Source organism: Paracoccus sp. IB05 (genome assembly GCF_016405985.1).
Taxonomy (GTDB): domain Bacteria; phylum Pseudomonadota; class Alphaproteobacteria; order Rhodobacterales; family Rhodobacteraceae; genus Pseudogemmobacter.
Genome location: NZ_JAEFCF010000004.1, coordinates 24789 through 37407, shown reverse-complemented (window position 1 = coordinate 37407; position 12619 = coordinate 24789). Strand labels below are relative to the sequence as shown.

The 12619-nt window shown below is 63.0% G+C and carries 11 protein-coding genes; 5 read left to right on the top strand and 6 right to left on the bottom strand.

The genetic code is table 11. The features are described 5' to 3' along the window. Positions 1-3: 3 nt before the first annotated feature. The 3 genes from JC607_RS03935 to JC607_RS03925 all read left to right on the top strand — a co-directional run bounded on the left by JC607_RS03935 (position 4) and on the right by JC607_RS03925 (position 3334). Positions 4-873 carry a carbohydrate ABC transporter permease gene (locus JC607_RS03935; protein ID WP_233092617.1) on the top strand — a complete coding sequence of 290 codons (870 nt, stop codon included), beginning with the start codon at positions 4-6 and terminating at the stop codon, positions 871-873. 30 nt (positions 874-903) lie between these two features. After that, positions 904-2121 (top strand): ABC transporter substrate-binding protein, encoded by a 1218-nt coding sequence (locus tag JC607_RS03930; RefSeq protein WP_370584747.1) that lies wholly within the window; start codon positions 904-906, stop codon positions 2119-2121. Positions 2122-2221: 100 nt separating this feature from the next. After that, entirely contained in the window at positions 2222-3334 is a 1113-nt protein-coding gene (locus JC607_RS03925; protein WP_198835774.1) for a sn-glycerol-3-phosphate ABC transporter ATP-binding protein UgpC, read from the top strand. A gap of 3 nt (positions 3335-3337) precedes the next feature. Here the strand turns inward: JC607_RS03925 and JC607_RS03920 are convergent, their stop codons facing one another. The 6 genes from JC607_RS03920 to JC607_RS03895 are packed head-to-tail and all read right to left on the bottom strand — an operon-like array spanning position 3338 to position 10036. Then, positions 3338-4456, bottom strand: a complete 1119-nt coding sequence (locus JC607_RS03920; protein ID WP_198835647.1) for a RuBisCO large subunit C-terminal-like domain-containing protein — start codon at positions 4454-4456, stop codon at positions 3338-3340. After that, a complete protein-coding gene (locus JC607_RS03915; RefSeq protein WP_198835646.1) occupies positions 4456-5457 on the bottom strand; it encodes a transketolase family protein in 1002 nt (333 codons plus the stop codon). The genes JC607_RS03920 and JC607_RS03915 overlap by 1 nt, the downstream gene beginning before the upstream one ends. Positions 5458-5459: 2 nt before the next feature. Beyond that, a complete protein-coding gene (locus JC607_RS03910) occupies positions 5460-6389 on the bottom strand; it encodes a transketolase (protein ID WP_198835645.1) in 930 nt (309 codons plus the stop codon). A gap of 54 nt (positions 6390-6443) precedes the next feature. Next, positions 6444-7481: a substrate-binding domain-containing protein gene (locus JC607_RS03905; RefSeq protein ID WP_198835644.1), complete on the bottom strand. Its 1038-nt coding sequence runs from the start codon at positions 7479-7481 to the stop codon at positions 6444-6446. 33 nt (positions 7482-7514) lie between these two features. After that, complete coding sequence (locus JC607_RS03900) at positions 7515-8531, bottom strand: ABC transporter permease (protein WP_198835643.1); 1017 nt, start codon at positions 8529-8531, stop codon at positions 7515-7517. Further along, positions 8528-10036, bottom strand: a complete 1509-nt coding sequence (locus tag JC607_RS03895) for a sugar ABC transporter ATP-binding protein (RefSeq protein WP_370584746.1) — start codon at positions 10034-10036, stop codon at positions 8528-8530. Before JC607_RS03895 ends, JC607_RS03900 begins: the two co-directional genes overlap by 4 nt. Positions 10037-10225: 189 nt before the next feature. On the opposite strand from JC607_RS03895, the gene mtnK reads away from it, so the two are divergent. Together mtnK and mtnA are read left to right on the top strand one after the other, a co-directional pair. Then, positions 10226-11503: an S-methyl-5-thioribose kinase gene (gene mtnK / locus JC607_RS03890; protein ID WP_198835642.1), complete on the top strand. Its 1278-nt coding sequence runs from the start codon at positions 10226-10228 to the stop codon at positions 11501-11503. Continuing rightward, on the top strand, positions 11500-12606 hold the full coding sequence (gene mtnA, locus JC607_RS03885; protein WP_198835641.1) for an S-methyl-5-thioribose-1-phosphate isomerase: 1107 nt from the start codon (positions 11500-11502) through the stop codon (positions 12604-12606). Before mtnK ends, mtnA begins: the two co-directional genes overlap by 4 nt. Positions 12607-12619: the final 13 nt, after the last annotated feature.

The following is a 12619-nucleotide window of genomic DNA, read 5'->3' as shown; positions in this document are numbered from 1 at the left end:
GCCATGGCTTTGTTCCATGACAAAAACACGCCGATGATCGATCGCTACCACTGGTGGGAGGTGATCGCGATCTATGCCGGGATCTTTGTCTTCCTGTTCTTCCTGCTGGCGCCGTTCATCGAAGGCTTCCTTGTCAGCCTGAAGCCGCTGGCCGAGCTCTTTTCCACCCCCTACAGCTTCTGGCCGGAAAACGGCTCTTTCGCCGCCTATTCGACCATGTGGGAGCGGGTGCCGGGCTTTGCCTGGTATGTGTTCAACTCTTTCCTGATCTCGACGGCGGCCACCGTGATCGTGCTGCTTCTAGTGGTGCCCGCCGCCTATGCCTTCGCGCGGTTCGATTTCAGGGGCATGGGGCTGGTGCTGGGCGGCTTTCTTGCGGTCTCGATGTTTTCCGGCGCGGTGCTGCTGATCCCTTTGTTCCGGCTGATGCGCAGCCTTGGCATGCTCAACACCTATTGGGCAATGATCGTGCCGGGCGCGGCTTTCCTGATCCCTTCGGCGGTCTGGCTGTTGCGCACCTATATGATGCGCATCCCGTCTGAGCTGAACGAGGCCGCCTGGACCGATGGCGCCAGCCAATTCTACATCTTTCGCCGTGTCGTGCTGCCGATCGCCAGCCCCGGGATCGTGGTGGTCGCCATGGTCACCTTCATCGGCGCCTATAGCCAGCAATTCATCTTCGCGCTGACCTTCAATTCCAAGACCGAATACATGCCGCTGCCGATTGGCCTTTACGCCTTTTTCGGCAAGCAGGATGTGGTCTGGAACGAGCTGATGGCCGCCGCTTTCGTGGGCATCGCCCCGGCCATGATCATCATCTTTTTCCTGCAAAGATACCTTGTCGGCGGGCTGACCGCCGGGGCCCTAAAATAAGAGAACCCTTCACAACCGGGAGTATGTGACGTGTCCAACCTGCTTCGGAATAGCCTGATCAGCGTGGTGCTTGCCACCACGACCGCGCTGCCCGCTTTGGCTGAAGACATCAGCTGGATCTATTGCGGCGACAAGATGGACCCGGTCCATGAGAAATATATCAAGGAATGGGAAGCCGCCAATGACGGCTGGTCGGTCAAGCCCGAGGTCGTGGGCTGGGGCCAGTGCCAGGACAAGGCGACAACGCTGGCGGCAGCCGGCTCGCCCGCCGCGATGGCCTATGTCGGCTCGCGCACGCTGAAGGAGTTTGCGCTGAACGACCTGATCGTCGAAGTGCCGATGACGGATGAGGAAAAAGCCGCCTATTACCCCCATATCGTCGATACCGTCACCTTTGACGGCACCCAATGGGGCGTGCCGGTCGCGTTTTCGACCAAGGCGCTTTACTGGAACAAGGGGCTCTTCAAAGAGGCCGGGCTTGATCCGGAAAAGCCACCGGTTACCTGGGCCGAAGAGATCGAATTCGCCAGGGTCATCAAGGAAAAAACCGGCAAGGCCGGCTATGGCCTGCCCGCCAAGACCTTTGACAATACCGTCCACCAGTTCCTGCACTGGGTCTACACCAATAACGGCCAGGTGATCGACGCCGGGGGCAAGATCACCCTCGACAGCCCCGATGTTCTGGCCGCGCTGACCGCCTATAAGGACATCACGCCGTACTCCGTCGAAGGCGCCACCGCCTATGAGCAGAATGAAATCCGCGCGATCTTCCTTGATGGTCAGGTCGGCATGATCCAGGCCTCGGTGGGTGCGGCCTTCCTTCTGGCCGATACCAAGGTCGACTGGGGCGTCACCGATCTGCCGCTCGGGCCTTCGGCCAGGGGGAAGGGCACGCTTCTGATCACCGACAGCCTTGCGGTGTTCAAAGGGTCGGGGGTCGAGGACAAAACCATCGAATTCGCGAAATTCATCACCTCGCCCAAAGTGCAGGAGGAATATGAGGCCGGTGGTGCTGCAGGCCTGACACCGCTGCGCCCCAGCCCCGCGGTGGATGCGATGCTGGCGGCCGCGCCCTATTGGAAGCCTTTTGTTGACGGGATCGAATTCGGCGGGCCGGAACCTTTGTTCACCGATTACAAAGGCTTCCAGAATGTCATGATCGAAATGGTGCAATCTGTCGTGACCGGCACCGCCGAACCTCAGGCGGCACTGACCAAAGCCGCCGCCGCTTTGGAAGAATACAAGTAAGGCGCGGGGGCCGGCATCCTCGCTCCGGCTGGCCCTTCTCCCTGTCACGGCGGCATCTCTCTTCTGCCGCCGTGATCCTTGCATGAAAAGGATCCGCTCTTTGGGCCAGTTGTCGCTGAAAAACGTGGTGAAGACCTTCGGCCAGTTCGAGGTCGTCAAAGGCGTGAACCTTGATGTGACGGAAGGCGAGTTCATCGTTTTTGTCGGCCCCTCGGGCTGCGGGAAATCGACGCTGCTCAGGATGATCGCCGGGCTGGAACATACCACGGCGGGCGATATCGTGATCGATGGCAAGCGGGTGAATGATCTTGCCCCGGTAAAACGCGGCATCGCGATGGTGTTCCAGTCTTACGCGCTGTACCCGCATATGTCGGTCTTCGAGAATATCGCCTTCCCGCTGCGCGTCGAACGCGCGCCCGAGGCGGTTATCCGCGAAAAGGTGACGGCGGCGGCAAAGATCCTGCATCTTGAGCAGCGGCTGCAACAAAAGCCCGGCCAGCTGTCCGGCGGTCAGCGCCAGCGCGTCGCCATCGGCCGTGCCATCGTGCGCGCGCCCGAAATCTTCCTCTTTGACGAGCCGCTCTCGAACCTTGATGCCGCCCTGCGCGCCGATATGCGGATTGAACTCACGCGGCTGCATAAACAGCTTGGCGCCACGATGATTTACGTGACGCATGACCAGGTCGAGGCGATGACCATGGCCGATCGGATCGTGGTGCTGAATGCGGGTTACATCGCCCAGGTCGGTGCGCCGCTGGATCTGTATCACAAGCCGCAGAACACATTCGTCGCGGGATTCATCGGCAATCCACGGATGAATTTCCTGCCCGTCACCTGCACCGGGATCACCGATGCCGGCGCGGTGATCGACTGGCAGGGCAAAGCGGTGACGATCCCGGTCCATGCAATGGCATCGGCGCCCGGCCAGACCTTCACCCTCGGAATCCGGCCCGAACATCTTACCCTTGCGGGAGGAGAGATGCAGCTTGGGGTGACGCCTTCGGTGGTCGAACATCTTGGGCAGCAGACCATCGCCTGGGCCAGCCTGAACGGCACAGCTGAAACCTCATTCTGCGTCGCTTTGCCCGGAGACCAGGCGATCAAAGCAGATCAGTCGGTCACCCTCGGCTTCAGTGCCGCCGACTGCCATCTGTTTGACGCGGCAGGCGAGGCGCTGGAACGCCGCCTCTTGCCCGGAACATCCAATGGCTGAGCCTCAGCCCTCCGCCGCATCCACCGCCTTGCGCATCGCGCAAACGGCAAGATGGATGTTCGGCGGATCGGCCAGCAGGCTGCCGCCCAGCAGATAGACGACCTCCTGGCCATACATCCGCACCATGTCAGCGGCACGCTCCACACTCATCCCGCCACCGGGGCTGGGGAGAATTGCCGCCCCCGGCCCGTCGGGCGCGCGGCAGGCATCAGCGATTTGCAGGCATTCGGGCGCAGAAAACCCAAACCGCCCGCCGACATTCGGGAAAACGGAAATATCCGCGCCCGCCAGCCGCTGAAGCGTGCCGAAGATCACGCCGTGATCCATGCCGGTATCGGGGGAAAGCACCCAGGGGCCGAGGAAGGACGGATGCGTCATCACCGGCAGGTCAAGGCCCGCATCCTGCGCGATGCGATGCACGAGGCCAAAGCCCAGAAGCCCCGGCATCACGATCACTCCGCCCGCCCCGGCCTCCTTTGCAAAGCGCAGCCGCGCCTCGATCTGATCCGCCGGGCCGGAGAGGTTCGGGATATAGATGGCACTCCGCCCATGTTCCGCATTGGCCTTTGCGACGGCTTTCGCCACCGCCTCGACCCGGGCCTCGAAAGGTGCTGCCGCCTGGCCCGCAAGCCCGTGATCTTCCTTGATGATGTCAGCCCCACCGCGCACCGCGCCCGCGGCCAGCGCCGCAAAGGCCGCAGGCGGCTGGCCCATCGGCTTCAGCACCGGCGCAATCATACCGCCGGTTGCCCGCCCGCATCGCGCGCGGATGCCTTTGATGCCGAAACGTGGCCCCGGAAAGCGCGCCAGCATCGTCTCACCCGGATCAATGCCCGTCACCCGGATCCCCTGCTGGATCGAGGAATTGCCGAAAACCACGTTCAGGAACTGGCTGAACTCATCCCCCGCGCTGTCGGGCGAATAGGAGATCTTCGCCTGAAAGACGCCGTCTGACAGCGTGCCGGTCTCTTCGACCCGGCCAAGGATCTCGTCTTCGACATAGCCCGGCGGCACCACGGCGCGCGGGATCTCGACCGTCTGTTCCAGCGCGATGGCCTCTGCACGGGCGCGGGCCTCGGCGAGGTCGCCCGCGCGGAGACGGTAGGTGACGGTAAAGCGCATCAAAGCGCCTCGGCCTTGACCACCGAATGCACCGCCTCGACCCGAACCGCGCCAAGCGCATCTTCGTCAATGCCGGTCTGCTGCCCGGTCAGGCGTTCGACCGCCCGCACGAGGCTGAGCGCATCCATGCCGTAATAGCGCATGAGATAGGGGCGCGAGCCGCCATGCGCATAGGTGTCCTGCAGCCCCAGCCGGATCAACCGGCGCGAAAGCCCGGCCTCGGCCAGCGCCTCAGCCACCATCGAGCCGATACCGCCGGTGACAAGGTGGTTTTCCAGCGTGATGACGCCGTGTTTCACCGCCTCTGCATGGCCGAGGATCGTCGCCGCATCGAAAGGTTTCAGGGTGTTGAGATGCAGGTGACGCACGGAAACCCCGGCCCGGTCCAGCGCGGCCCTCGCCCGGATCGCTTCTTCGGTGGTGATGCCGGCGGTGATGACCAGCACATCGGTCCCTTCCGCCAGAACGCGGATCTTGCCGATCTCCAGCGGGGTATCGAACAGCCGCGGCACCGCGCCGCGCAGGATGCGGCAATAGACCGGGCCATCGACCGAATCCGCCGCCGCGACGATACTCTCGACCTCGGTCGCGTCCCCGGCCTCCAGAACCGTCATGTTCGGGATCGTGCGCATGACCGATATGTCTTCGATCGCCTGATGCGTCATGCCGCCAGGCGTCGTGATCCCCGGCAGAAAGCCCATCAGCCGCACCTGGCGGCGCGGATAGGCGATGGAGGCCATCAGCTGATCATAGGGCCTGCGGTAAAGGAACACGCCGAAGGAATGCAGGAAAGGCCGGAACCCCGCCAGACCAAGCCCGCCCGCAAAAGACAGCATGTTCTGCTCGGCCATGCCAAGCGACAGGAACTGGTCCGGGTGGCGGTCGCGAAAGCCGTCGATCTCGCAGCTCGAGGTCAGATCGGCGGAGAGGCACAGCACCTCGGGGTGCTGCACGGCGTAATCTTCAAACGCCTTCGCATAGGGGCGGTTCACCATTTCCATCTTCAGTGCCCTCCCAGGTCAACAGGTGCGATGCCAAGCTCGGCGGCAATGGCGATGTTCATTTCGCGGCGTTCCTCGTCAGATTTGAACCGCACATAATGCAGGCGCGGGAAGCGCTTCATCAGGAATTCCATGCCTTTCGTCGGGCTGGAATGGGCAAGGATGATCAGCGGCTGGCCCTCATGCGGGGTCGCCCTGGCCTCTCGCAAGGCAGTCAGGTCATGGGCGTCAACCTCGGCCACCACGGCGCCGAAATTGCGGAATTTGGTGGCGATGTCGCCCACCGTCATCACCGAATCCATCGCGCCGTCGCATTGCTGGCGGTTCACATCCATCAGCGCCCAGAGATTGTCGATGCCGTGATGGGCGGCGGCCTGCACCGCCTCCCAGGTCTGGCCCTCCTGGACCTCGCCGTCTGACATATAGACACAGACCTCGCCGGTCTCGCCACGGCGCTTGCGCCCCCAGGCAAGGCCCGCGCCGGTCGACAGGCCGATGCCCAGAGTGCCGTTATGCACCTCCATCCCCGGGGAATGTTCGGCGCCGATCATCTCGACGGATGACCCGTCCTGGTTGAACATCTCGAGCCCTTCGGGGGCCATGCGACCGACCTCGATCAGGCAGGCGTAAGCCACCAGCGCGTAATGCGCGGGCGCGATGAAAAGCCGGTCATGCACCGCATCGAACGGGCCGTTATAGCCTGCGCCGGTGCGGTAATCATGGTTCGCGGCCGAGGGCACCCCGCCAAAGGGCGGCGGCACCAGCGGCATGGTCGAGGGGCCGAGATTCAGCGCCTCGTTATACAAAAAAGCCAGCTGCTCGGCGGCGGAACAGGCCTGGCTCAGATAGCCGCCATTATTGCGCATCGAATGTTCGAACACGCGGCAGCGGATGCCATGGGCCACATCTTCGGTTGTACGGGAGTTTTGCATCTGTGGCCTCATCGAATTGTATCGGGGCCGGTCATGCCGGCCCCGCAAGTCAGATCAACGCGCGGGGAGCTTCATCCAGGGGCTCACCGACACTTCGGCATGGACGAAAGCCGGCATTTTCGCGCCCAGCTCTTCCATATTCGAGATATCGAGCTCGTTCAGATCGGCCTGGGTGATCAGAGTCGGCGGCACGATGACCTGGGCCGCGACCGTCTCACCGGCCAGAAGCTGCGCGAGGGTGCGCACCGAAACCTCGCCCACCACGGCGGGGTTGGTGGCGGCAGTGGCTTTCCAGCCCGACCCGTCTTCGCGCATCAGGGCGATATCGGCGGTGGAAACGTCAGCCGAGTAGATCGCCACATCCTGGCCCATGCCAGCCTCGTCCACGGCGATTTTCACGCCCTTGGCGAATTCGTCATAGGGGGCAAAGACGACCTGGATATCGGGGTTGGCCGACAGAACAGACCGCGCCTGGTTCGCGACCGAATTCGCGATCGGGTTGTCCATGGTGCCGAACATCGCCTTTTCGGTGATGCCCGGATATTTCGCCTTGAACTCTTTCCAGGTCTCATCACGGCGATCAAGCGGCGCGATGCCGGGGACATAGACGTAACCCGCGGTCCAGGTCTCGCCCTGATCCTTGATCGCCTGTTCCAGCGCCAGGCGGGCCAGGTCGCGGTCAGACTGTTCGACCTGCGGGATGGCGGCGTTTTCGACATTCACGTCAAAGGCCACAACCTTGATCCCGGCATCAACCGCGCGCTGCGCGGCCTCTTTCATCGACTCGGTCAGACCGTGCTGGATGATGATCCCGTCAACGCCAAGCGCGATGGCCTGATCAACCATATCGGCCTGAAGCGCCGCATCCTGGCGCGAATCGAAGACCTGAAGGCTGACGCCAAGCGCCTCTGACTGCTTTTCCACGCCCGAGAGATAGGCCTGGAAGAAATCGCCGGTCGACAGATAGCGCACCAGCGCGATCTTCACCTCGCCCGGATTATCGAATGGCGCCGGAGCATCCTGCGCGATGGCGAGGCCCGGGATCAGGGCAATACCGCCCATCAGGCCCACAAACACCCGTCTTAAGAACATGGTTTCCTCCCTCTTCTTTGTTGTCCGTTTCGCTCAGCCGCGCGCCCGGCCTCCCCGACCGGAAAGCGCGAAGGTAAAGACGAGGGCGACGACCAGGACGGCGCCCTTGATGAAATCCTGGGTGTAATAAGGTGCGTTCAGCATGGTCAGACCCTGCAACAGGATGCCGACAAACAGCGCGCCGATGGCGGTGCCGAAAGCATTGGGCTTCGCCGCGCCCAGCACGGCAAAGCCGATCAGCGCGGCGGCAACCGCATCGAGCAACAGGTTGTTGCCCGAGGCCACATCGCCCCGCCCCAGCCGCGCCGCCAGCAGGATGCCTCCGAACGATGCCAGCGTGCCTGAGATCACATAGGCCAGAATGCGGTAGAAATTCACGTTGATGCCCGCAAGGCTCGCCGCTTTGGCGTTAGACCCGATCGCATACATGACGCGGCCATGGCGGGTGAGCTCCAGGAACCCCCAGACCAGAAACGCGATCACGATCAGGAAGACGACCGACAGCGGCACCAGATCCTCAAGGATGAAATCCAGCCGGTGCCGCCCCAGCATCAGGAAGCCGGGCGAGAATGTGCCGGTCGCGGTGCCGCCCCCGGGCAGCGACATGCCGGTCGAGATGGAATTTCCTTCCGTCGGGATACGCTGCAACCCCATCAGCAGGAACATCATCCCAAGCGTCGCCAGAAGATCCGGCACCCGCATCTTGACGATCAGCAATCCGTTGATCAGGCCGACAAAGGCGCCCATCGCCAGGCAGAACACCACCGCCTCGACCGCACCGAGATCCCAGATCACCATCGTATAGGCCGAAAGCATCAGAGCAGAGGTCGCAACCGCCCCGATGGAAAGGTCAAAGCCGCCCACCACCAGGGTCGCCGTGACGCCAAGCGCCAGGATGCCGGTGATCGCCACCGATTGCAGGATGAAGACACCGCTGCGCGCGGTCAGGAAAGCCGGTTGCGCGATGGAAAAGCCGATCACCAGCGCGGCCATCAGGATCAGGAACCCGTAGCGGATCGCGAAATCGGTCAGATTGAAGTCTTTTTTCATGAAGGCATTCCTGCGGCGGATTCGGTGACCTGCGCCATGACAAGGCCAAGGTCGATATTCTGATTGCGATGTGCGCCGATGATCGAATGCTCGCTCATGACAAGGATGCGGTCGGCCACTTCCAGCGCTTCGTCGATCTCGGCACAGAGCACCAGGGTGGCGCGGCCAGAGGCGCTGGCACGGATATGGCGGCCGATGTCGCGGCGCGCCTGGATGTCGACGCCCTGGAAGGGCTCATCAAGGATCAGAAGACGCGAGGCCTCGGCCAGCCAGCGCGCCACAACCACTTTTTGCTGATTGCCGCCCGACAGCGTGAGGATCCCGTCTTTCGGGCTTTGGCACACGACGCCCATCTCGCCGATCATCCTGGTCGCGGTGGCGCGCTCAGACCCGGGGCGCAGCAGCGACAGCAGCCCGGTATGGCGCGACAGGAATGGCAGCACCATATTGCGGGTGATGTCGAATTCCGGGATCACCGCATTCAAAAGCCGGTCTTTCGCCGAAAGAAACACCCCCGCCTGCACCGCCGCGCCCGGATTTTTCGGCATATATGGCGCGCCGTCCAGGGTGATCGTGCCCCCCTCGGCGCGTGAGACACCGAAAAGCACCTCGGCCAGCAGCGATTTCCCCGACCCGACAAGGCCGGTGATCGCCACGACCTCATTTTCATGCAGGCTCAGATCAAACGGCACCGCATCGGGCCGGAGCCGCAGCGCGCGCGCCTCGATCACCGCCCGGCCCTGAGGCGGAATGTCGATATCGACCTCGGTGATCTCATGGCCCAGCATGGCGCGCACGGCACCGGCGTAATCCAGGGTCTCGCCCTCGAACTGGCCGGAAATCTGCCCATCCCGCATCGAGACAATCCGGTCGGCGAGGCGACGGATATCGGACATGCGATGCGAGATATAAAGGATCGCCACACCCTCGGCCCTCAACCGGTCGATCAATATGAACAACCGTTCCGTTTCTGTCGCCGAAAGCGATGAGGTTGGCTCGTCCAGGATCAGAAGCCGGGGGCGATGCGACATCGCGCGGGCGATGGAAACCAGCTGCCGGTCGGCAAGGCTCAGCTCGCGCACCGGGCGCGTAACATCGACATCCAGCCCCACGGCGCCGGCAATCCGCCGCGCCTCTTCGCGCATCCGACGGGCATTGAGGAAGAAAGACGATCCCGCCGCCAGCTCGTCGAGCAAAAGATTCGAGGCCACGTCAAGATCCGGCGCCACCCCGTCATTGATGTTCTGATGCACGGTCACCACCCCCGCCCGCAATGCGGAGGCCGGGTCCGGCGGATCAAAGGGCTGGCCGCCCAGCGTGATCTCGCCGGTATCGCGGCGCTGCACGCCGCAGAGGATCTTGACCAGAGTGGATTTCCCCGCCCCGTTCGCCCCCATCAACACAGTCACTTTGCCCGCCGGCAGGGTCAGATTAACCCCCCGGAGTACATGATTGCGCGCAAAAGATCGGGTCAGCCCCGTGATAACGATGGCGTCCTGCGGCACGATGGTCTCCTCTCCCAATCCGAGGCTAGCGTCTCGGTTGTTCAAATGTCAATAACGTTTGACAAATGCCGCAAGAATGGAAATCCTTAGCCGTAACCCCGGGATGCGGGAGGAGGAATCCGCGCTCCGGAGGGCAAGATTTGGTGCGCCGGGCCAGCTCCGGCGTATCACCTGCGGGAGGAGAAAGCCGTGAATCCGTCAGACACTGCGTCGCAATATGAGGCGCTGACCCCCAGCACAGTGCCATCCCGCCTGGGCGGGCTGAGCCTTTTGACCAGCCGCGTCGGCCCCCCCGACAGCTGGCAGGTCGAAGAGGTCGGCGATGGCAACCTGAACCTTGTTTTCATCCTGCGCGGCGCGGCTGGCGCGGCGATTGTGAAACAGGCGCTGCCCTATGTGCGGCTGGTGGGCGAATCCTGGCCCTTGCCGCTGAAACGCAGCTTTTTCGAATATAACGCGCTGATCCGCCAGGAAGCGCGCGACCCCGGTGCTGTGCCGGAGGTCTGGCATTTCGACGAGGCGCAGGCCATTGTCGTGATGGAATTTCTGACCCCGCATATCATCCTGCGCCATGGGCTGATCGCAGGAAAACGCTATGCCGGTCTTGGCGAAAGGCTGGGCGCGTTTTGCGCGCGCACCCTGTTCCGGGGCTCGGATCTCTCGATGAATGCGGCCGCGAAAAAGGCCGATATGGCGCTGTTTGCGGGCAATGTCGAACTTTGCGACATCACCGAAAATCTTGTCTTTTCAGACCCCTATTTCAATGCAAAGCTGAACCATCACACGCCCGGGCTGGAAGGCGCCATTGCCCGCATCCAGGCCGATCTGCCCCTGAAAGTAGCAGTTCAGCATCTGAAAATGGGTTTCACCGCCCAGGCCGAGACCATGCTGCACGGGGATCTTCATACCGGCTCGATCATGGTCTCAGACGACGATATCCGCGTGATCGACCCCGAATTCGCCACCTATGGCCCGATCGGCTTTGATGTGGGCATGCTGATCTCGAACTTTCTGATGGCCTATATCGCGCAGCCCGGGCATGAGACCGGCGCGGGCACACGGGCGGAGTATCAGGACTGGCTGCTGTCGGTCACCGCCAATGTCTGGACCGCGTTCGAGGCCGAATTCACCCGGCTCTGGCGCGAGGAACGGACGGGCATCCTCTACCAGGCCACGCTGTATGAGGATCAGGGCCACGGCCTCGCCAGCGAGATCGCGCGGGCGGAACGGCTTGGCATGATCTGGCGCGACGCGCTTGGCTTTTGCGGCGTCGAGATGCATCGCCGCATTCTCGGCCTCGCCCATAACGCCGATTTCGAACGGATCAGCGACGAGGCCACCCGCGCCGGTTGCGAGGCCCGTGCCCTCGCGCTTGGCACCGCACTGATCCATGGCCGCAATGGCCTGACCGGAATTCCTGCCGTGCTTGACCTCGCGCGGCGTATCAGCCTGGAGAACCACCTGTGAAGATCAATGGCAAACCCTACCGCTCCATCTGGCGCGAGGCCTCGGGTCAGGTGATGATCATCGACCAGCGCTGGCTGCCGCATGAATTGCGCATCGTGCCGCTGACCACGCGCGAGGAATATGCGGTCGCGATCCGCGATATGTGGGTGCGTGGCGCGCCGCTGATTGGCGCAACGGCGGCTTATGGCGTGGCCGATCAGATGGCGCGCGACCCTTCGGATGCCTCGCTTTCCGAGACCTGGGAGGTCTTGCACGAGACCCGCCCGACCGCGATCAACCTGCGTTGGGCGCTGGATGAGATGGACCGCGTTCTGCGCCCCCTGCCCGCCACCGAGCGCGCGGCGGCAGCGGCAAAACGCGCCGATGAGATCGCCGATGAAGATGTCGAGATCAACCGCCGCATCGGCGAACACGGCCTCGCGCTGATCCGCGAGATTGCAGCGAAAAAACCCGGAAAGCCGGTCAATATCCTCACCCATTGCAATGCGGGCTGGCCCGCAACGGTCGACTGGGGCACCGCAACCTCGCCGATCTATCACGCGGTGGAAGCCGGCATTCCGGTGCATGTCTTTGTCGACGAGACCCGCCCCAGGAACCAGGGCGCACAGCTGACGGCATGGGAGCTGAACTCGGCGGGCGTCAGCCATGATCTGATCGTCGACAATGCCGGCGGCCATCTGATGCAGCATGGCGAGGTCGATCTGGTGATCGTCGGCACCGACCGCACCACGGCCCAGGGCGATGTCTGCAACAAGATCGGCACCTATCTCAAGGCGCTGGCGGCAAAGGCCAATGGTGTGCCGTTCTACGTCGCCCTGCCCTCGCCGACCATCGACTGGACGGTGGTTGATGGCGTGAAAGAGATCCCGATCGAGGAACGCTCCGATACCGAGGTCACCCATGTTCAGGGCAAGGACGCCTCGGGCAGGATCATCCAGGTGCAGATCAGCCCCGATGGCACCGGCGGGCGCAACCCGGCCTTTGATGTGACCCCGGCAGCGCTGGTGACCGGCCTGATCACCGAGCGCGGCGTGGTCGCCGCCGATGCGGCAGCGATGGAGGCAATGTTCGGCGATCTGAAATCCGCCGCGCTGAAACGCTGAAAACCCGCTGGCG

Excerpts from the sequence above, each read along its gene's own strand:
- JC607_RS03935 (WP_233092617.1), top strand. The coding sequence starts at position 4 with ATGGCTTTGTTCCATGACAAAAACACGCCGATGATCGATCGCTACCAC.
- JC607_RS03920 (WP_198835647.1), bottom strand. The coding sequence starts at position 4,456 with ATGCGCTTTACCGTCACCTACCGTCTCCGCGCGGGCGACCTCGCCGAG.
- JC607_RS03915 (WP_198835646.1), bottom strand. The coding sequence starts at position 5,457 with ATGGAAATGGTGAACCGCCCCTATGCGAAGGCGTTTGAAGATTACGCC.
- JC607_RS03910 (WP_198835645.1), bottom strand. The coding sequence starts at position 6,389 with ATGCAAAACTCCCGTACAACCGAAGATGTGGCCCATGGCATCCGCTGC.
- JC607_RS03905 (WP_198835644.1), bottom strand. The coding sequence starts at position 7,481 with ATGTTCTTAAGACGGGTGTTTGTGGGCCTGATGGGCGGTATTGCCCTG.
- JC607_RS03900 (WP_198835643.1), bottom strand. The coding sequence starts at position 8,531 with ATGAAAAAAGACTTCAATCTGACCGATTTCGCGATCCGCTACGGGTTC.